Genomic DNA, 20387 nt, shown 5'->3' on the forward strand with positions numbered 1-20387 from the left:
AAACATCGCTAAATTAGACCTAGGACCTGAAGAGTTAGGCTTCACAATGGCCTGAGAAATAAACGTTAGTCAGGATTTGAGTTAAGAAATGGAACACCCAGAAGAGTATGAATTAATGGCTGTTTTTGAGAGTGAGCCTGATACGCTTGATTCTGTAGCCGATGTTCCGTTTTATTATAACCAATCAACTTATAAGTATAGCAATCCCGAAAACGAAGTAATTGCTTTCTCTATGACACCGTCTTATAATGAAGTTTCATTTAAAGTTTCAAAGGGCAACTTTGAGATTGCTAACATGAATCTGCAAAACATTTCTTCCTTGAGTGTGCTTAGTGACAATAAAGCAGAAAAAAGAATAATGTTAACAGGCAGAAATTATATACTCAAAGTACAGTTGAAACCAAGGTTTTAAATTGAATTTACGGAGGATATAGTATAAAAAACAGGCTAAAACACGGCACAGGCTGCATGTTCGGCTGACGCCTCCACATAGCCTGTACTAAACGTTAGCTGGTAATAAAATTTTAGAAGCTCCAAATAAAGAATTAGAAAAAGTAGGTACTAAACAAGATGAACAAAATGCCCCAAGTACTGAGAGAGAAAACAAATTGGCTACACATGACATTAGCCTTAGTTTTAACTCTTGCTTTTCTGATTGGGTTATGGTTCATGTATTTCATTTTAGCTTGGGGCCACTTCGGAGAAGGAGCAAACAGCAAATTTTACTCCCAATGGACAGGGAAAGGTATAATTACAGCAGCATCTATGTCAATGGAGTTAATCCTATGTCTTTTTTATAAAAACAGTATAAATGCTAACAGTCAGAGTGAAGCAAAATCTTACTTGATAAGCGGCATAACTGTGTTTGTAGTCTTTGTTATTGCAATAATTTTCCTTGGACATTAAGAAGAATACCCACAGCTAACAAAGCACATGAGCAAAGCTGCGGCTGACGCTTTGCCCACATTATGCACGAGACGTCAGCAACTTTACATTAACCCAACCTAAAACCTCTAAACTGCTACGGCAATTTCTTATCCTCATACTTTAAATCATGAGCCTTTCACTAGTGCAGACGCAGCTTACTAAAGAGGTGGCGCAGCTTGCTTATCAACATTTCGCTGCTTACAAAGAGCCGGCGCTGCAACAAAGGCGGTTTAAGCACCGTGATATTTTGCCGCTCCTGGAACGGCTCCGCCACAACCCGCTTTTTGATGTACGGGTTGTTGGCAAATCCGTCGAGCAGCGCGATATATACCTGATAAAAGCGGGTACCGGAAAAACAAAGATCTTGCTTTGGTCGCAGATGCACGGTGATGAGCCTACGGCTACCATGGCCCTGTTCGACCTGTTTAACTTCCTGCAGCTGTCCGACGCCCAAGACACAGTGCGGCAGCAAATCCTGCAACAGCTTACGCTTTACATCGTGCCCATGCTGAACCCCGACGGGGCAGAAAGGTATACCCGCCATAATGCCCTGGAAATAGACCTGAACCGCGATGCCCTTCGGCTGCAAAGCCCGGAGGCACGCCTGCTCAAGCACCTGCGAGACACCCTGAACCCGGAGTTTGGCTTTAACCTGCACGACCAGAGCCGTTATTATACTGTGGGCAGCACGCCAAAGCCAGCCACCATATCTTTTCTGGCTCCAGCCTTCGACCACAACCAAACCGTAAACCCTGTACGCGAACGCGCCATGCGTACTATTGTGGGTATGAACGAGGCGCTGCAGCAGCTGATTCCGGGGCACGTAGCCAAGTTTTCAGATGAGTATGAGCCAAGGGCGTTCGGCGACAATATTCAAAAGTGGGGCACCAGCGTTATCCTGATTGAGTCTGGCGGATACCCCGAAGATCCAGAGAAACAGTATATACGCCAACTCAACTTCGCCTCCATTGTATCGGCCCTGCACCTGATTTCGGGCAACCACTATAGCGTTTATCCATTAGAAGATTACTATAAAATACCGGAGAACAAGCGCAACCTCTACGACCTGCTGCTCCGAAACGTGCGCTATTCAAGGTATGGCCATGAAGTACTGGTGGATGTAGGAATATTCAGGGAAGAGGTAGATGCACCTCACGGCAAGGGCTTTTACCACAACAGCCAGATAGACCAGATCGGCGACCTGAGTATCTTTCACGGGTATGAGGAGGTGGATGCAACCGGCCTTACCCTGGTGCCTGGCAAAGTGTACCAAAAGCTCTTTACAAGTATAAACGACCTTGAACCTCTAGAAATAAAGGGTCTGCTGGCACAAGGCTACACCACCGTGCAGGTAGAAAAGCTTCCGGAAAGTATAAACCCGTTGGAGCTTCCGCTTAATATCATCAGCGCAACGAGCAGGGTAAACCATACTTTAACACTAGCCTCCGGAGCCAATTTTATGCTGCAGGATGGCACCGGAAAGTTCTGTTATGCTATTGTAAACGGCTTTGTATACGACATGCGCTCCGACTTGCCCGAGCTGTTTCATGGCTTGGTGCTATAGCCTATTTATACTTATATATAAATTCTTATGCAAAACCATTGGTTCCGCACCGGCGCTAATGGTTTTTCTTATAGCGGCTTTGTAACTTACAGGCTAAATCTGAACCCATCCAACCTTTTTACCAATGGTTTTAAACTACCTGTGGGCAATCTTCTTCCTGGTTGCCTTTGTTATTGCGCTGTTTCAACTTATCTTTTTTAACGATACAGAAATATTCCAGAAACTTGTAGCCAGCACCTTCGATAATGCCAAGTTGGGCTTCGAGATTTCCTTGGGCCTTACCGGCGTCATGACGCTATGGCTGGGTCTTATGAAAGTAGGCGAAAAAGGTGGTGTGGTAGCCATACTTGCCCGACTGGTGGGGCCGTTTTTTCACCGCCTGTTTCCGGAGCTGCCCAACAACCACCCGGTTTTCGGCTCCATTCTGATGAACTTTTCGGCCAATATGCTGGGGCTGGATAATGCGGCTACTCCGCTTGGGCTTAAAGCCATGAAGGAGATGCAGGAACTCAACCCAGATAAGGAAACCGCCTCTAATGCCCAGATCATGTTCCTGGTGCTCAACACCTCCGGCCTTACCATCATCCCGATCAGCATCATGGTGTTCCGGGCGCAGTTGGGCGCCGCAGACCCTTCTGATATCTTCATTCCTATACTTCTGGCTACCTTTTTTGCCACTGTAGTGGGCTTAATTGCAGTGGCCCTGTACCAGCGTATCAACCTGTTCGACAAAGTTATTATGGCTTACCTGGGCTCGCTGCTACTGCTCATCGGCGGCTTAATGTACTATTTCTCCATCATCCCGCAGGAGCAGGTAAGCGTTATCTCTACGGTAGCCAGCAACGTTATACTTTTCTCCATCATCATCTCTTTTATTGGCTTGGCGCTGCTACGGAAAGTAAATGTTTACGAGGCGTTTATAGAAGGTGCCAAAGAAGGATTCACAGTAGCCATCACCATCATTCCTTACCTGGTAGCCATATTGGTGGCTATCGGCGTGTTCAGAACCTCCGGCGCGTTAGATATGCTGGTAAACGGCATTGCCTACGCAATCAGCCTGACAGGTATGAATACAGATTTTGTGCCGGCGCTGCCTGTTGCCTTTATGAAACCCCTGAGCGGAAGCGGTGCCAGAGGCCTGATGGTAGAGGCGATGACAAACTACGGAGCAGATTCTTTTGTAGGGCGAATGGCTTCGGTTTTTCAGGGCTCCACCGAAACAACCTTTTACATACTGGCAGTATACTTTGGCTCTGTTGGAGTGCGCAAATCCAGGTACGCCCTTACCTGCGGCCTGCTGGCGGATTTTGCAGGTGTGATAGCCGCTATCTTTATCGCTTACATGTTCTTCCATTAAAATAGTAAGCTTTTAAAAAGCTACGTTTATGGCCAAAATAGTGTGGAAAATGCAAAAAGCCGCTGGTAACACCAGCGGCTTTTCTGTTAATTTATACAAGTATGCGCCTCTTCTTTTTGGACTTCAGCTCCTGTAGTTTTTATGCTTTTATGGTTCTCTTGATAGTGGCTACTTAGTTTCTTCTGCCGCTGCGCTTGCTCTGGGTACGCTTGCCTGCTTCAGAGTCTTTGATTATCTGCAAGTTCTCTTCTCCTACCAAGGCCTGCAGCTTTTCATCCCTGGTTTTCATAATTTCCTGCATCTTGCTTCTGTCGGGTTTATCAGAGCTTGTGCTTCTTAAACTGTCCATACTCTTGTAGTAGTCTGTGTAGATTTCGTTCACCTGCCCCCACTGCGCTTCCGAAAGAGTGACTTTGTCTTTTAAGTTAGCGGTAGTCCTTTCAACGCGTTGCTCTACTGTTGCTTTCTCCTGGTTTGGCCTGCCCTGTGCAAAGGTTCCTACTGAGGTAAAGAATGCCAACATTGTTACTAAAATTGCTCTTTTCATACTTCTTATTTTTAATTGATTATACTTGATTTTTGAAATTGACCAGGCGCACAAAGCACCTCTTTTATCTAACAAATAATTGATTTTATAGCGCTTAATCTACTAACTCTGCGGTAAGCCGCTTCCCGAAAAACGTCAATTTTGCGGCCTTGACGATTTGCGCTCCTGCTGAGAATCCTGCCCCCCGCTGAAGTTGCGCAGATTATAAGTGAAAGTAAGCATAAAGTAGCGCTGCAAAGCACTTGACTGCACATCCTCCACGTACTGCGCGGCCAGGTTGCGCTGCAAGCTCACGTTCTGCTGCAGCAGGTCGTTTACGCTCAGGCTTAGCTCGCCCTGCTGGTTTTTAAACAGCTTTTTGCTGATGCTCATGTTCCAGAGCAGGTAGTTGTTATCATACCCTTCGGATAAGCCTGCATAAGCCTGGTGGTTCAGCTCTGTTCTATAAACCAGCCCTTTCCAGAATATTAGGTTAAGCTTCAGGTTGGTGTTCTGGTTAAAGTAGTTGTTATCCAGCGCCGGCTGCAGCGAATTCTTGACTATGTTGTAAGTGGCGTTGCTGGAGATGGTAAAGTCCACTTTCTCGCTGATGTTGCTGCTCAGCATCAGGCCTGCGCTAAAGTTAGGCGACGATACATAACTAAGCTCCCCGTTTGCCAAGCCCGGCGTTCGGGTATAGCCTATACTGCCGTTTAACCCAAAGTTGGAGCTCAGGAAATTTACCGGCAGGCCATAGTGAAAGACAGAACGCACGTTCCAGTAACCATCCAGGTTTACAGGTTGCGACAGCTGCTGCCCCGGCTCCAGCACCAGTCCGTTTTCCAGTTTTACCGGCTCCCCTTCCGCCCTAACCAGGCTGCTACCGATGTAGTTATGGCTAATGCTGCCGAACAAGCCAACAAAGAACATCTGGTTCGTTTCGCGGTTAAAGTCGCGCAAACCGGCTCTAAAAGTATGTTGGTAGCTAGGCTCTAAGGCTGCGTTACCCTGCGTTAACTGAAGCGGGTTGCTGGTATCCACCACTTGCTGCAGCTGCTCTACATTGGGCGCATTAACACTGGTGCTATAGTTAAAATCCAAGTTGCGGGTATCGGAGAACTTATACTTCAGCTGCGCATCCGGCAGCACATTTACAAAAGTTCTGCTCAGGGTATTCTCCTCCGGAAACTGCTGCTCGCTTTCTAGTTCGGCCACCTGGTAGGCAGCCCCTACCCGCACCCTCAAACTGTTTTTGTTGTACTGATACCCTGTGCCGAAACGCTGTGTCAGGTAATCGCTGCTATACTTGCTGCTCAGCGTAGTGTCTAAATAAGTATACTGCTGCTCCTCAGCCTGAAGCGTATAAGTGCGCCTATCGGAGTTGTTTAGTTGGTTGCCAATTGTGTACTGCGCCTGCAGCTGCCCGTTCTCGCCCACAGGCTCCGTATAGGTCACGTCACCCGACCAGGTAAAGCCGTTACGGTCCAGGCTTACCTGCTGGTCCTGCGCTAAATTGGTGTTGTTCCCCCTGTAGTATACCGTGTTGGCCATTAAAGCATTACTCGCATCGGTGCCACTTATACTTGTGTTCAGGCTGGCGGCAACGGTGCGACCCGGCGTGCCGAATTTATGGCTGAAGTACAGGTTGTTTTTTAAAGTATAACTGATGTTATCTGAAGCCGTGTTGTTTTGTGTTTCGTTTATGGCACCGTTATTATTTACCGTTGAGGCGCTTATACTTTCGTTAGTATCCACCTGCTTCAAAGTAAGGCTGGGCGTAAAGAGCAGGCGGTTGTTCTCGTTAATATCATAGTCCAGGCGTAGGTTAAACTGATGGTCTGTGGTGCGGGTGCTGCTCAGGTTGTTTTCGGTATACACACGCCCTGAGTCTGCCGCCAAAATGTACTGCTGCACCCGGTACTGATCATTCTGAATATCGCGATCTGTAAATTTGTAATTCCCCGTAACCTCCACTTTATCGCTCCACATGTCGCTGTAGTTCAGGCCAAAGGTGTTGGTGGAGATTAACCCGGAGGTATTACCGCCGCCAGACGGGGAGCGGCGCCCCCTCATGCCACCACCAGGCGTCTCGCCCACTGAGAAATCTAACATGTTGATGTTGTTGGAAAGTCCGGTAAAGGTTATCCTCCTGTCGCCGTCGAAAAAGTTAAGGCTGGCGCCAATCATATAGCGGTTGTCGGTGCCGTAGCCGGCGGAGGCTTTGCCAAACACACCGTTCCGGCGGTCTGGCTTGGTTACGATGTTGATGGTTTTCGCCTCGTTGCCGTCATCCACTCCGGTCAGTTCTGCCTTGTCGCTTTTCTTATCAAATATTTCGATGCTGGCGATAACGTCGGCAGGCAGGTTGCGCAGCGCAGCGCTCGGGTCATCTCCGAAAAAGCGCTTGCCGTCTACCAGCACCTGCTTCACGTCCTGGCCCTGCGCCTGTATAGTGCCGTTAACTACCGTAATACCCGGCATTTTCTGCACCAGGTCCTCAGCGCTGGCATCGGGAGCAGTTTTAAAAGCGCCTGCGTTAAACGAGGTGGTATCGCCTTTTTGGTCGCCAAGCGGCACACGCCCCACCACCTGCACTTCTTTTATGGTAGTGGCGGCTTCCTCCAGTTCCAACTTGCCCAGGTTCACCATTCCTTCCTGTACCTGCACACTTTTTGTAAGGGGCTTAAAGCCAAGGTAACTCACCTCCAACGTATACATGCCGGCCTGTACATTGCCAAATTTGAAAACCCCAGCCGTATCTGTTGCAGTGCCTGATTTTGTATCATAGGTCACGCGTGTAAGCACAACGCTTGCACCTGGCAAAGCAGATTGGTCTGTGGCGCTGCGCACAGAGCCGTACACGGTAACGCCCTGGGCAGAAGCCTGCAGCACGGCGAAAAAAGCAAGTATAAAAAAGAGTAATCTTTGCATCACAATAAAATTAAATGCCCTACAGGCAGCTTGTGAAACAAAGATCAGCTATCTATCAAAAGGATGTAACAGAAAGGAATGTGAGCCGGACAAAGTGGGGAATGAAGCGGACAATCTTCAAATTAAATTACGGTAACAAACGAGGTATCAGCAGCCTGGGCCTGGCAAGTATACTTACTGGCTGGTAAGCCACTCCAGAAACTTGGAGCTCTTTGCCTTGCTCACGATAACATCCTCCTGAAACGGAATGGTGAGCGCTACATGCAGCTTTCGCCCAAAATAATGAGACGCTTCTTTTACGGCAGCATGGTTGACAAGAAACTGCCGGTTAGCCCTGAAAAAATGAGGTGCAAGTATACTTTCCAGCTCATCTAAAGTATGGTTCACGTTGTGGGTTTTACCGTCAAAGCATATTACCCGCGTCAGCTGGTTTTCTACATACGCAAGGGCTATTTCAGCAACGGGCAACGGCAGTATTTTATCGCGCTGGTACACAAGTATGGAACTGCGCTTCTGCGTAAGCCGGTTCTCAAAAAGGCTTAGCAGGTTATGAATGGAGGCGTCTTGCTTGGCAAGGTTTTGCTGCAGCTTTTTATACTTTTGCAAGGCTTCTTTAATCAATTCTCTGGAAAAGGGCTTCAGCACGTAGTCGATGCCATTGGCTTTGAAGGCATCCAGTGCGTAGGCATCGTAGGCGGTGCAGAAGATAACAGGCGTGGCGGTAGCAACAGCCCTGAAAATTTCAAAACTAAGGCCATCACCCAACTGAATGTCTGAGAAGATCAGGTCAGGAAATTCGTTTTCCTGAAAGTAGGCAACAGCGCTTTTAACAGAGGCTAAAACTGCTTCTATTCCTACCGTGTTATCTACCTGGCGGAGCGTATCTGCCAGGTCTTCGGCCATGAGCGGCTCATCTTCTATAATTACGATTTTCACTTGCTTAGAATTGGGAGTTGCACCGAAAAATAATCTTCTGCATCTGTTACGCTTACCTGCTTATCCGACAGCACCTGGTACCGCTCTTTCAGGTTTTTAAGACCGATACCGGATGATGGTTCACTAATAAGTTTCTGTTTTTTGTTGTTGCGCACCTTCAGGTAGCCGCTGCCTTGGTAGCTGATGAGAATGTGCAGCGGCTCCTCATTTGTAAAACCGTTGTGCTTGATGGCATTCTCTACGAGGAGCTGCAGGGAGAAAACAGGTAAAAAAGCCGTGTCCATCCATTCATCCGGAATCTCCACCTCATAATTAAACGCGTTTTTAAAGCGTACTTTCTGCATCTCCAGGTAATCTGTACAGAGTTTCAGCTCATCCCGCAGGGCCACTATATCTTTGTTGTCAGCAGTGAGGGAAGCCCGCAGAAACTCGGACAGCCGCACCAGGTAATCTTCAGCCTCCAGCGGGTGGCGCTTGATGAGCGTTTTGAGTGTGTTAAGCGAGTTGAAAAGGAAATGCGGCTGTAACTGGTGCTTCAGGTGCTGGTGCTGCGCCTGTATGCTGCTCATTTTTAGCTGCGCGTTTTCCAGCTCCACCTGCGCCTTTTTCCGTTGCAGCACCACCAGGTCAAGTATAATAATGACAATGGTGTTGTTGGTAAGCCCGGCAATAAAAGGCACAAAAAGCGCTCTGCCGTACCCATGCCTGATGGAGAGCTGGCCGAGCGTAAAATAGTATAAGGAAATAAGGCCAAACATCAGCGCATAGCTTAAGCAGTAGCGCACAATGTTCTTCACCCGCTCTTTACCTTCCAGCGCCTGAAGCCGGGCGTAAAGTATAATATTCATCAGCCACAGCGTCAGCATCAGAAGCGTTGTAACTAGTATGTTAACAGAGAAGCCTCTCATGGGCCTGTCCCGTACTCCCCTCAGAACCCGTTCGGCAACTTCGGGGTTGCGCGGCGGAGAAGGCTGAAAGTTAAACGGACTGCCGGATGTTAGCAGCATGGGCAGCACACTGAATATGCCAAAGAAAACCGACGTAATCAGGGCCACCACCAAAAGCTCTTTTATAATATTGTTAGGTTTTTGAATCATACTTTTAGAGCCTGCTGCCGGGCAAACTGTGCCGTGTTTTTAAGCGAATCAGCTTTCTATGAATATAAATGCACTCAACTCCTAGCAAGGTATAAAAACGGCACATAAGCCGCCACCTCCGCTCCTGCCCTGGTATAAAGAAAAGCCTAACCACAGGTCAGGCTCCTCAGTATAAACAGTAATCTATGAAAAACAAGTATTCGTTCGGGCTTCTTTCCAGATGTTACCTCTAGAAATCTTTAATCTTCGGCTACAATGGAAGGGTCCACTTGCCATAGGTCATCAAAACGGTACGTGGAGCTTTGGCCTGTTGTAATGTATCCGTAGTTTCCGATGGCAAAGCCAACAGCCCCTTCCCTGGCGCTGCCCTCAAACGCAGAACGCTCCACCCACAGGTCGCTGGCAGCTTCATACTCCCACACATCCGAAAGTACGCCACCGTTGGAGCCGGTAACTAGAAAAACCCTGTTGCTGAGTACAAACGTAACGGCAGATGTTCTTGGGGTCGGATAGGTTTCGCCTTCCCGGTCATCCTCGCTAAGCCCTTTCAATTTTCTCCAGGAATCGTTTGCAGGGTCATACTCCAGGAAGTCAGTTTGGTACAGCCCATTGTTGATACCGCCACCAATATAGCCCTTGCCGTTGTAGGTGAAGCTGAAAGCGTTTAATCTTTTGGCGCCGCCCAGGCCTACGCGCTCCTGCCACTGCCCGGTGCTGGGGTCATACTGCCAGAAGTCTTTCTGATAATTACCGTCATAGCCAGCTCCCACGTAGCCTTTCTCCTCTAATGACATGGCAACTGCGCCGTAGCGTGCCGAACCCGGAAAATCAGCAATTTGGGTCCAGGTGTTTGCCTGCGGATCATACTCCCAGAAGTCGCGGAGAAAGTTTGTGCCATCATACCCGGTGCCTACGTAGCCTTTGCCGTTTGCCGTAAAGCTTACCGCCATATTTCTGCCCACTCCCGGAAAAGAAGCTTTCCTGATCCAGGATCCTTTGGACGGGTCGTATTGCCAGAAGTCCTGCAGCCTGCTGTTCCCGTCAAAACCGGTACCTACATACGCCACATCGTCGATGGTAAAGGAAACAGCCCCGCTCCGCGATACGCCGGCAAAATCAGACACTTTCTGCCAATCCCCCAGCAGGTCTGTCGTGTCATCATCGCTGTCGCAGGAGGAAACAAAGCCTAGCACCAGCACCAGGATTAAGCTTTTTAAGAGTCTAAGTGGCTGTTGATTTTTGTAAATTCTCATCATTAAAATTTATTAAGGCACTACTATTTGTAAATGGTTATGAACTCACTCTAAAAGCGGCTACTGGATACAGGAAGCATGTTTACCAGCCCAAATTTTAGCTTGAAGCGCTGCAGCCGCTTTCTTGTTTCAGGTTCAAAATTCTACTCCTGCGCTAGCTTTCTCAAGGTAAAAAATGCCGAAGCAGGCAATTAGCCACCTGAACTGACCATGTTTTGCCTGAGCTGCTTATTGCTCATACCCTTCGTTATTCAGAAAGAAGCTGTTATACTTTTGCTGCTCCTGGCGTGCCTGTTCCTGCCGCTGCTTTGCCTCAAACTCCTCCAGCTTTTGCAGTTCCTTGGCCTCTTTAGAGAAAACATTGTAGAGCATACTTACCGGAGAACCTATCGTAATTTTGCCTTCGGGCACGGCTGCATTTTCAGGGCTGGGCCTGAAAGCCGGGTTTTTCACCTGGCTTTGATCTGCCGGCTTTCTCCCATAGTTTCGCTTGAGTTGCTCTAAAGAGGGCAAGCTTGTAATTTCCACCTCCTGTAGCGTAACGCTTTCTTCCTGCAGCAAAAAGTCTATCGCTTTTCCTGTCAAATCAGCCGCTGTTACCTGGTAAACCACAGACTTAAACCCTATCGAGCGCACCAGCACCGAGTCGCCGGGAGAGGCTTTTAGCAGGAACATGCCGTTTCGGTCTGCTATGGTGCCCAACTGCGTATTTATGTTGATGATACTGGCCCCTTCAGCGGGAGCAAGCGAGTCTGACCGCACCACTTTTCCTATCACGTGGCTGCGGCTATCCTGCCCAAACGCAGAAACAACCACCAAGGACAACAGCAGGATAAGAGCAACACAAACTACAGGCTTCATTTAGGTTTATCTTTTCGGTTGCTCTCCAGAAGTATCGCTGGCTCAAGCGCCTTGTGCTTCGCCTCTGGCTGAGGCTACTCTCGTTGTTTTCAACTAATAAAATCCGGGGCGAGCATCAGGTAGGCACAAAGGTGGCAGCTGCCCCGGAGATTTCACCGTAAATTATCCTGAACCGGACAAAATAGAGGCTGAGGCGGACATACTTTGCTCAGACTAAAAGCGGCAGCCAACTTTACAAACCACATTGCATACTTAAGCGCAGGCAGTTCACTGGGTATTTTATACTTTGCCCTGTGCATCAAGCCCAGCAAAAGATGGGAAACCAGCCGGCTTTAGAGTACCTTTGCACAGGTTCTGAACCAGCGATTGCCATTTTAGGAGATGTTAGAGAATTGAAACCTTTCTACCGCAAAGCAGGCACTAAAGCGGAAGAGCCTAAGTACAGAAAACATTCTACAAATTACCTCTTTCAAGTATACATGAGTTTTTTAGAAGTAGCCGAGATCAGGGTGGAGGAAGGCGGCAAAACCGTGCTGCACGACATCAGCTTTAGCCAGCAGGAATTCCAGAAGATAGCTATTGCAGGCGAGACCGGCTCAGGAAAAAGCACCTTGCTCAAAACTATTGCCGGGCTGGTGCAGCCAACCTCAGGGCAGGTGCAGTTTGAAAGGGAAGAGGTGATCGGTCCGGCTGAAAAGCTGGTGCCGGGGCATCCGGGTATCGCTTACCTCTCGCAGCATTTCGAGTTGCCCCATTCCCTGCGTGTGGAGCAGGTGCTGCGGTATGCCAATGCCCTGCCTGGTGAGGAGGCTGCTTTGCTGTATGCTATCTGCCGTGTAAGCCACCTTTTGCCGCGCAAAACAAATCAACTGTCGGGGGGCGAGCGGCAACGCATTGCCCTGGCCCGTATGCTTAGCACTGCTCCGCGCCTGCTGCTGCTCGATGAGCCTTACTCTAACCTCGACACAGCTCATAAAAATATCCTGAAGGAAGTGATCCGCGACATCAGCGACGAACTGGATATCACCTGCACCCTCATCTCCCACGACCCGCACGACACCCTCTCTTGGGCCGACGAGATCCTGGTGCTGAGAGACGGACAGCTGCAGCAAAAAGGCACACCAAGGCAAATTTACAGGCAGCCCGTAAACGAGTATACTGCCGCTTTGTTTGGCAGCTACAACCGCCTAAGCGATGCCGGCACAAAAGCTTTCTCCGATTTGCAAGGTCTCCACACAGATGGCAAAACCATGCTGGTACGCCCCGAGAGCTTTAAGTTGGTGGCAGACGGAAACATGGCACTTGCCGGTAAAGTAAACACAATTGGCTACTTCGGGAGCTTTTATGAAATAGAGGTGCAGCTGCCGGATGATCTGGTAAAAATAAAAACCACAGAAAGCGGCTACCGCAAAGGCGACAGCGTATTTGTTACCCTCTCGGAGGAAGATGCCTGGCAGGTTTAAGTATAGCGACTAATGCAGAATAAGAATTTAATGCAGGCAGAGGAGCCAAAGCGGCTGTTCGACTGCCTTACATATCAGTTAAAAAATTTCCCGCTGGAGGACATGCTCAGCGCCAAAGAAAACGGCGTGTGGCGCAAGTATAGCACCCAGGAAGTTAGCCATAAGGTTGATCAGCTAACTGCAGCCCTGTTGGCCCTTGGCATATCCCGTGGCGACGGCACCACCGAAGGCCGGGATAAGATAGCCATTATCAGCCACAACTGTCCGGAATGGATGCTGGTGGATATGGCCATTCAGCAGACAGGGGCTGTGTCTGTGCCTGTTTACCCGAACATCAACAACAGCGAACTGCAGTTTATACTTCAGGATGCCAGCGTAAAAATAGTTTTTGTGGGCGATGCGGCTTTGTACGAAAAACTGCAAAGTATAAGCAGCGGCCTCCCCGCCTTAAAGGATATGTATACTTTCGAGCCTGTTCCGGAAGCCAAAAACTGGCAGGAGCTGCTCGTGGAGCCAACGCCTGCCGCAGCGCAGCAGGTGCAGCAGCGCCGCGCTGCTGTAAACGAAACCGACCTGGCCACCATACTTTATACTTCCGGCACCACCGGAACGCCCAAAGGGGTCATGCTCTCGCATCGTAATGTTGTGAGCAATGTGTTCGGCAGCGCTAAAGTTATACAGGAGGTTGGCGTGCGCGGGAAAAAGGCGCTGAGTTTTCTGCCGCTCAACCACGCTTTTGAGCGCATGGCCACGTACTGCTTTTTCTACAGTGGCGTGTCGGTATACTATGCCGAGGGAATGGAGAAAATCGGCGAGAACCTGCGGGAAGTAAAGCCTACGCTGTTTACCACGGTGCCCCGCCTGCTCGAGAAAGTATATGAAGGCATCGTGGCCAAAGGAAATGCGCTGAAGGGCACCAAAAAGAAGCTGTTTTTTTGGGCTCTGAAACTGGCAGAGCAATTCGAGATTAACCAGCCGCAAAGTATAAATTACCGCCTGCAACTGGCCTTAGCCGATAAGCTTATCTTTAGCAAGTGGCGCGAGGCACTGGGCGGAGAACTGAAGGCCGTGATTACCGGCGCGGCAGCCTGCCAGGTGCGCCTGCTCAAAGTATTTACCGCCGCCGGCATTGTGATACAGGAAGGTTACGGCCTGACAGAAGCCTCCCCTATTATCAGCGGCAACCGCTACAGCGAAAAAAACCGCATGTTCGGCACGGTGGGGCCGCTGCTGGAGAATGTGGAAGTGAAAATTGCCCCCGATGGCGAGATTCTCTGCAAAGGCCATAACGTGATGATGGGCTACTACAAACGCCCCGACCTGACAGCCGAAGTAATAGAGGGCGAGTGGCTGCACACCGGCGACATCGGCACAATGGTAGAAGGCAAATTCCTGAAGATTACAGACCGCAAGAAAGAGCTCTTTAAAACCAGCGGCGGCAAGTATGTGGCACCTCAGCCCATCGAAAACCGCATGGTGGAAAGTAACTGGATCGAGCAGATTATGGTGGTTGGCGAGTTACAGAAATTCGTTGGCGCACTGATTGTCCCGGCTTTCCATACGCTAAAGGAGTGGTACGCGCAGCAAGGCTTGCCTTACCCCGGCGACGCTGCCGCAGTGGCTGACAAAGAGGTACGAGCGCTGTTCAGAGAGGCCATTGACCATTACAACCAATTCTTTAACCCGGTAGAGCAGGTAAAGAAATTTGTGCTGATGCCGCACCAATGGACTATCGGAGGAGGCTAACTAACGCCAACGCTCAAACTGAAGCGCAGAGTTATTGTTGGCAAGTATGAAGACCTGATTAGCTCAATGTATGCCAGGTAAAACGGCAGGATCTTATATCATCCTCTATTTTTAATTTACTAATTTTTCATGAAAGCCGCCTTAAGTATAGCTGCATTTGTACACGCTACGCTTTCTCAGAAACAATTGCGAACTTTGAGGATACATGGCAACCACCAACATACTTTCCGGCTTACCGGATTTACCAGTTAAAGAAGCGCTTCCTAGATTATTGGAAGCGCTTAACAGCCACAACCGCGCGGTGCTGGAAGCGCCTCCGGGAGCCGGTAAAACAACACTGGTGCCACTGGCGCTGCTGGAGGCCAACTGGCGCAACGAGGGCAAAATACTTGTGCTGGAGCCACGCAGGTTAGCAACCAGAGCCGCTGCCGAGCGCATGGCCGACCTGATGGGCGAGCCTGTGGGGCAAACGGTGGGCTATTGGGTACGGATGGACCACAAGGTATCAGCCAGAACCAAAGTAGAAGTCGTTACGGAAGGTATTCTCACCCGCCTTATCCAAGACGACCCTACGCTGGAAGGCATAGACGCCATCATTTTTGATGAATACCACGAGCGCAACCTGCAGGCAGATTTAGGACTGGCGCTGGCGCTGGATGCACAAGCCGTACTGCGCCCGGACCTGCGCATACTTGTTATGAGCGCCACCTTAGATGCAACAGGCATTGGCAACTGGCTAAAAGCATCTGTGGTACGAAGCCAAGGCCGCATGTACCCCGTGGAGACGCACTACCTCTCTCCTGCCGAAGTGGTTGCTGCCGGCAACTACCCAACTCAACGCCTCACCAACCTGGTACCTGCAGCAATCCGAAATGCATTAAAACAGGAACCCGAGGGAGACATACTTACTTTTCTGCCGGGCATGGGCGAGATGCGGAAAGTGGCGCAACAACTGGAGGGAAAACTCGCTGCCGATGTTGAGCTGCACCTGCTGCACGGTGATCTGCCGCTTTCCAAGCAGGTAGCCGCCATTCAGCCATCTCCTCAGAAAAAGCGCAAAATAGTACTGGCCACCAGCATTGCCGAAACCAGCTTAACTATAGAGGGGATCCGGATTGTGATTGACGGCGGCTTTGCCCGTGTCCCGAAATTTGTTCCCAGAACAGGGCTCACGACTTTAGATACTGTATCCGTATCAAAGGCCGGAGCAGACCAACGACGCGGAAGGGCCGGACGACTTGGCCCCGGCGTGTGCTACCGCCTTTGGTCTACCGCAGATCAGCTGCAGCTGCCCGAACGTCAGGCACCGGAAATATTCGATGCGGATCTTTCGGGGTTGATGCTAGAACTGGCGCTGTGGGGTGTAAAAGATGCCGCAGAACTCAACTGGCTGGATACACCACCCGCTGCCGCCTTATCCCTGGCTCAAGACCTCCTGCTGCGCCTGCAGGCTATTGATGGTGCCGGGAACCCTACGCCACACGGCAAGGCCCTTGCCGCGCTGGGCATGCACCCACGCCTGGGCCACCTGGTGATGCGCGGGCATGAGCTCGGTTATACTTCTACGGCCTGTGCCCTGGCAGCCATACTTTCGGAGCGTGACTTGCTGAAGCCGCTCCAGCTTTCGTGGGGACAAGGACTGCCGGACCTGCATCTGCGCCTGGAGCTATTGGCTGGCAAAAGACCGCACACACCCGGTTTTGTACTGGATGAGAACGCCCTGCGGCGGGTAAAAGAGCAGGCTCAGAACCTGCGGCAACGGCTCCGTGAAACAGAAGCAAGTATAAACCCAGAGCTGGCAGGTATACTTACAGCCTTAGCATACCCTGACCGGATCGCACAGCGCGAATCGTCCGGCCGGGTGCGCCTGGTGACCGGCCACAGGGCCAACCTGCCCACTGAAATTTTTGGCGAAGCGGCTTTCTACGCCATAGCTCACCTGGACCTGGGGAAACAGCCACGGGTGCTTTTGGCAGCGCCGCTCACTAAACCGGATTTACTGGAGCACTTTTCTGAGCAACTGGAAACACGCCAGCAAGTACGCTGGGTGGAAGCTACCGCACAAGTAGTAGCCCGAAAAATAACCACCTTGGGAGCCCTTACTTTAGAAGAGTCTGTCATTTCCAAACCGAACCCAGACCAGGTAGCTGAAGCGCTGCTGCAGGCACTACAGGAGAAAGGCACAGACAGACTGCCCTGGTCCAAAGAAGCCACCGGTACAAGGCAAAGGCTTGCATTCCTGTATGCCTTGGAGCCGGAGAAATGGCCGGATGTGTCAGACGCGGCTTTGGCGGAAAGTATGGAAGTATGGCTGGCGCCGCACCTTTACGGTCTGCGCTCGCTAGACCAGGTGGCCCGGCTGGATTTAGGCGAAATACTACTGGCTGACCTGAGCTGGGAGCAGCGGCAGAAAATGGACCACCTGGCCCCCTCACACCTGCAGGTGCCCAGCGGATCCCGCATCGCGCTGGACTATACGGATGTAGCTACACCTGTGCTGGCGGTGCGCCTGCAGGAGGTGTTCGGTTTGCTGGATACGCCGCGTATCGGGGGCGGCAGAGTACCGCTGCTGTTGCACCTGCTCTCTCCTGCCTCGCGCCCTGTGCAGGTTACCCGCGACCTCCGCAGCTTTTGGAGCAACGGCTACTTTGATGTGCGCAAAGACATGCGCGGCCGCTACCCTAAACACCATTGGCCCGATGATCCGCTTTCCGCTCCGCCAACCAGAGGCACAAAGAAAAGGCCGGGGTAATGCACTAAAAACCTGAAGGTAGTCGAGAAGATTTTCAATCTCGCGGAAGCATTATGCTGAAGCTGTTTAGAGTTTTTAGTTATAGGGCCCTACACCCGCCATTGTTGGTGTTTTCACTAACAATCAAAATGCAGATGCTGTTAATCTTGCTGGCGAAAACACGCAGCAAGGGCAGGCAATGTAGTATTAATAAACCCTAAATATGCTCGGCTGCTGATATAAAACCAGTCATCCTAAACCATATTCTTACACCAGACTATTTAAGTTTTTCCTGCTCCTACAGCAGCTTTCACAGCATTTCTGATAAAATTCATTTAATTTAAGCCTGCGAATCTTTGTTCCTGATCAGGAACAGGTGCGACAAAAGGAATTTTAAATGCTTTCATCCCTGCTGAACCCACATGGAAAACATCATCAATGCTATTAACGATATTGTCTGGAGCAATGCCCTTATTATACTTTGCCTTGGGGCAGGGGTGTACTTTTCGGTTATAACCAAATTCCTGCAGGTGCGCTACCTGCGCGAAATGCTTCACCTGCTTTTTAACGGACAGTCTTCCCAAAAAGGAATCAGCTCTTTTCAGGCATTTACAGTGGCTATAGCTGGCCGCGTTGGTACCGGAAATATTGCCGGTGTAGCTACAGCCATTGCCATGGGCGGTCCGGGCGCTGTGTTTTGGATGTGGGTAATTGCCTTCCTCGGTAGCGCTTCCGCTTTTATAGAGGCAACCCTGGGCCAGATATACAAGCAGGTGAAGGACGGAGAATACAGAGGCGGGCCGGCCTATTACATCGAAAAAGGGCTTGGTATTAAATGGTATGCCGTCGTATTTGCCGTAGCCACTATCATGAGTATGGCCTTGTTCCTGCCAGGTGTGCAGAGCAACAGCATCGCCTCCAGTGTCAACAATGCCTTTGATATACCGGTGGCTATAACGGGTGGTGCCGTTACTTTACTGCTTGCCCTGATTGTGTTCGGGGGCGTAAAGCGCATTGGCAAGGTGGCGCAGGTGGCAGTGCCTTTTATGGCAGGCGCTTATATCCTCATGACCATCGTCATCATCTTCATGAATTTGTCGGAAGTGCCGGCTATGCTTAGCCTGATCGTTAGTTCAGCTTTTGACCTGGAGCCAGCCTTTGCGGGCGTGTTCGGTATGGCTATATCGTGGGGTGTAAAGCGTGGCATCTATTCTAACGAGGCCGGACAAGGCACAGCGCCACACGCGGCAGCGGCTGCAGAGGTGAGCCACCCGGCCAAGCAAGGCTTGGTACAGGCTTTCTCGGTGTACGTGGATACGCTCTTTGTTTGCACCGCTACGGCTTTCATGATCCTGTTTACCGGGCAGTATAATGTGGTGAACCCTGAAGGAGGATTCATTGTAGAGAACCTGCCAGGCGTGGCGTTCGGGCCAGAGTATACCCAATATGCGGTTAACACCCATTTCCCGACGTTGGGAAGCGGCTTTGTAGCTATCTCGCTGCTGTTCTTTGCCTTTACCACCATTATGGCTTATTACTATATTGCCGAGACAAACCTGAGCTACCTGAATGCCAAAGGCAGCAAATGGATGCTTTGGGGGCTGCGTGCCCTGATCTTGGGCTCTACTTTTTATGGCTCTATAAAAACGGCTGAGTCGGCGTGGGTATTAGGAGATATCGGTGTAGGCATTATGGCTTGGTTTAACGTAGTGGCCATCATCCTGCTTCGCAAGCCCGCTATTCGTGCTTTAAAAGACTACCAGGCGCAGCGCAAGGCCGGTTTAGACCCTGTTTTCAGGCCAGCAGAGATTGGCATTAAAAACGCTGAATTGTGGGACAAGCAGGCACAGGAAGACAAAGCACTGCAGACAGTTTAAGCTTAAAACAATAAGTATAATATTGATATCACAAACCTAACTTTAAGTATAGAATGGCCCTGCTCCTCTTAAAAAAAGAGTTTCTGCTTGATTGAAATAAGGAGGCATGCGGACTTTTTAAACGTTATAGGTAAAAATTCAATACAGAAGGCACGGACAGTTTTGTTCGTGTTTTTTTTTATAGATTTAAAATATGGCTGCTCACCTCTGTTCTTTTACAGCATTTATACTTGCACGCTCCTGTTTTACTCACTAAACAGGAAAATCAGCTGTAAATCAACCACTTCGGCACCAAAACAAGTTCTATAGATAGTGCAATTATATTATTTGTGGCAGCCGTATACTAGGGAAAGCAGCTGCAGTTTTTGTTTGCAAGGCCCAACGCGGCGGCTCGTTGTATTAGCGGGTTAGCTAAAGATTTAAGGATCGGATTTTAATTTGCTTTTTAATTGAAATAAGCTTTGGAATAAGTATAAATCTGCGGAGGTTTGCAGCTTCAAACAAACAGTGACTGAATCTTTATCCTTTGGCCCCTGTTAGGAAATTGTAGCAACACCGATAGACCGATTTGTGTGGTAAATTTGCCACACAGACATTTAGTTGGGTATCAACCGATACAATTTGCAGGCTTTGTTATTTATAAATACTTTATGCTGGAAACGCTTATCCATACTTTCTTACTAAGTCTTTCACCTTTTGGGGAAGCACGTGCCGGTATTCCCTACGCTTTGCTTAACAATGTTAATTTTATCTGGGCAGTTCTGATCGGAACAATTGCCAATTCCCTTGTTTTCCCGCTCCTAATGTGGCTGATCGACACGTTTAGCAAGCGCTTTTGGCCATTTCGGGCGTATAAAAGAGGCGTTGTTTTCGTGTCTAAAAGAGCTAAAAAGATTGTAGGCGGCAATGTGCAGAAGCATGGTTTCTGGGGTTTGATGGTATTTGTGATGATCCCGCTGCCGGGCACCGGAGCCTACATGGGCACTATTGCGGCGAATATTTTCAAAATAGAGCGTAAAAGAGCATTCCTGGCAATTACCCTTGGCGTGATTATCTCCTCCGTTTTTGTAGGAGCCGGCTCTTACCTCGGCCTTCTAGGTTGGCAAAAGCTCTAAGCC

At 49.7% G+C, this 20387-nt stretch carries 15 protein-coding genes; 9 read left to right on the top strand and 6 right to left on the bottom strand.

Features of this window, described 5'->3' with window-relative positions:
* The first annotated feature begins 88 nt into the window (after positions 1–88).
* The 3 genes from Q1B04_RS17975 to Q1B04_RS17985 all read left to right on the top strand — a co-directional run bounded on the left by Q1B04_RS17975 (position 89) and on the right by Q1B04_RS17985 (position 3848).
* Positions 89–412, top strand: coding sequence for a hypothetical protein (locus Q1B04_RS17975; RefSeq protein ID WP_299761556.1), 324 nt, complete (start codon positions 89–91; stop codon positions 410–412).
* Positions 413–1054: 642 nt separating this feature from the next.
* Positions 1055–2491 carry a M14 family zinc carboxypeptidase gene (locus tag Q1B04_RS17980; protein WP_299761559.1) on the top strand — a complete coding sequence of 479 codons (1437 nt, stop codon included), beginning with the start codon at positions 1055–1057 and terminating at the stop codon, positions 2489–2491.
* A gap of 124 nt (positions 2492–2615) precedes the next feature.
* A complete protein-coding gene (locus Q1B04_RS17985; protein ID WP_299761562.1) occupies positions 2616–3848 on the top strand; it encodes a spore maturation protein in 1233 nt (410 codons plus the stop codon).
* A gap of 172 nt (positions 3849–4020) precedes the next feature.
* Here Q1B04_RS17985 and Q1B04_RS17990 read toward each other — a convergent pair whose 3' ends face one another.
* Positions 4021–4395 carry a hypothetical protein gene (locus Q1B04_RS17990; protein ID WP_299761564.1) on the bottom strand — a complete coding sequence of 125 codons (375 nt, stop codon included), beginning with the start codon at positions 4393–4395 and terminating at the stop codon, positions 4021–4023.
* Between the two features lie 135 nt (positions 4396–4530).
* Entirely contained in the window at positions 4531–7305 is a 2775-nt protein-coding gene (locus tag Q1B04_RS17995; RefSeq protein ID WP_299761567.1) for an outer membrane beta-barrel protein, read from the bottom strand.
* Positions 7306–7337: 32 nt separating this feature from the next.
* Between Q1B04_RS17995 and Q1B04_RS18000 the strand changes: the two genes are divergently transcribed.
* Positions 7338–7493, top strand: a complete 156-nt coding sequence (locus tag Q1B04_RS18000) for a hypothetical protein (protein ID WP_299761570.1) — start codon at positions 7338–7340, stop codon at positions 7491–7493.
* On the opposite strand, the gene Q1B04_RS18005 is transcribed toward Q1B04_RS18000, so the two are convergent.
* From Q1B04_RS18005 to Q1B04_RS18020, 4 genes are all read right to left on the bottom strand, one after another.
* Entirely contained in the window at positions 7480–8241 is a 762-nt protein-coding gene (locus Q1B04_RS18005) for a LytTR family DNA-binding domain-containing protein (protein WP_299761573.1), read from the bottom strand. The genes Q1B04_RS18000 and Q1B04_RS18005 overlap by 14 nt on opposite strands.
* Complete coding sequence (locus tag Q1B04_RS18010) at positions 8238–9338, bottom strand: histidine kinase (RefSeq protein ID WP_299761576.1); 1101 nt, start codon at positions 9336–9338, stop codon at positions 8238–8240. Before Q1B04_RS18010 ends, Q1B04_RS18005 begins: the two co-directional genes overlap by 4 nt.
* Before the next feature lie 239 nt (positions 9339–9577).
* Positions 9578–10594: a kelch repeat-containing protein gene (locus Q1B04_RS18015; protein WP_299761579.1), complete on the bottom strand. Its 1017-nt coding sequence runs from the start codon at positions 10592–10594 to the stop codon at positions 9578–9580.
* A gap of 225 nt (positions 10595–10819) precedes the next feature.
* Complete coding sequence (locus tag Q1B04_RS18020) at positions 10820–11452, bottom strand: carboxypeptidase-like regulatory domain-containing protein (protein ID WP_299761582.1); 633 nt, start codon at positions 11450–11452, stop codon at positions 10820–10822.
* A gap of 479 nt (positions 11453–11931) precedes the next feature.
* Here Q1B04_RS18020 and Q1B04_RS18025 point away from each other — a divergent pair, with 479 nt between their 5' ends.
* From Q1B04_RS18025 to Q1B04_RS18045, 5 genes are all read left to right on the top strand, one after another.
* Entirely contained in the window at positions 11932–12915 is a 984-nt protein-coding gene (locus tag Q1B04_RS18025) for an ABC transporter ATP-binding protein (RefSeq protein WP_299761585.1), read from the top strand.
* A gap of 12 nt (positions 12916–12927) precedes the next feature.
* Complete coding sequence (locus Q1B04_RS18030; RefSeq protein ID WP_366524733.1) at positions 12928–14661, top strand: long-chain fatty acid--CoA ligase; 1734 nt, start codon at positions 12928–12930, stop codon at positions 14659–14661.
* A 205-nt stretch (positions 14662–14866) separates the two neighbouring features.
* The gene (hrpB, locus tag Q1B04_RS18035; RefSeq protein ID WP_299761588.1) at positions 14867–17413 is read left to right on the top strand and encodes an ATP-dependent helicase HrpB; all 2547 of its coding nucleotides are present in this window, start codon (positions 14867–14869) and stop codon (positions 17411–17413) included.
* A gap of 401 nt (positions 17414–17814) precedes the next feature.
* Positions 17815–19269 carry an alanine/glycine:cation symporter family protein gene (locus tag Q1B04_RS18040; protein WP_299761591.1) on the top strand — a complete coding sequence of 485 codons (1455 nt, stop codon included), beginning with the start codon at positions 17815–17817 and terminating at the stop codon, positions 19267–19269.
* Between the two features lie 650 nt (positions 19270–19919).
* Positions 19920–20384: a small multi-drug export protein gene (locus Q1B04_RS18045; protein ID WP_299761594.1), complete on the top strand. Its 465-nt coding sequence runs from the start codon at positions 19920–19922 to the stop codon at positions 20382–20384.
* The last annotated feature ends 3 nt before the right edge of the window (positions 20385–20387 follow it).

The organism is uncultured Pontibacter sp., assembly GCF_947495565.1.
In the GTDB taxonomy this organism is placed as follows: Bacteria; Bacteroidota; Bacteroidia; order Cytophagales; family Hymenobacteraceae; genus Pontibacter.

Coding starts and splice junctions, on each gene's coding strand:
- Q1B04_RS18015 (WP_299761579.1), bottom strand. CDS start 10,594: ATGATGAGAATTTACAAAAATCAACAGCCACTTAGACTCTTAAAAAGC.
- Q1B04_RS18010 (WP_299761576.1), bottom strand. CDS start 9,338: ATGATTCAAAAACCTAACAATATTATAAAAGAGCTTTTGGTGGTGGCC.
- hrpB (WP_299761588.1), top strand. CDS start 14,867: ATGGCAACCACCAACATACTTTCCGGCTTACCGGATTTACCAGTTAAA.
- Q1B04_RS17980 (WP_299761559.1), top strand. CDS start 1,055: ATGAGCCTTTCACTAGTGCAGACGCAGCTTACTAAAGAGGTGGCGCAG.
- Q1B04_RS18025 (WP_299761585.1), top strand. CDS start 11,932: ATGAGTTTTTTAGAAGTAGCCGAGATCAGGGTGGAGGAAGGCGGCAAA.
- Q1B04_RS18045 (WP_299761594.1), top strand. CDS start 19,920: ATGCTGGAAACGCTTATCCATACTTTCTTACTAAGTCTTTCACCTTTT.
- Q1B04_RS18030 (WP_366524733.1), top strand. CDS start 12,928: ATGCAGAATAAGAATTTAATGCAGGCAGAGGAGCCAAAGCGGCTGTTC.
- Q1B04_RS17985 (WP_299761562.1), top strand. CDS start 2,616: ATGGTTTTAAACTACCTGTGGGCAATCTTCTTCCTGGTTGCCTTTGTT.
- Q1B04_RS18020 (WP_299761582.1), bottom strand. CDS start 11,452: ATGAAGCCTGTAGTTTGTGTTGCTCTTATCCTGCTGTTGTCCTTGGTG.
- Q1B04_RS18040 (WP_299761591.1), top strand. CDS start 17,815: ATGGAAAACATCATCAATGCTATTAACGATATTGTCTGGAGCAATGCC.
- Q1B04_RS17990 (WP_299761564.1), bottom strand. CDS start 4,395: ATGAAAAGAGCAATTTTAGTAACAATGTTGGCATTCTTTACCTCAGTA.
- Q1B04_RS17975 (WP_299761556.1), top strand. CDS start 89: ATGGAACACCCAGAAGAGTATGAATTAATGGCTGTTTTTGAGAGTGAG.
- Q1B04_RS17995 (WP_299761567.1), bottom strand. CDS start 7,305: ATGCAAAGATTACTCTTTTTTATACTTGCTTTTTTCGCCGTGCTGCAG.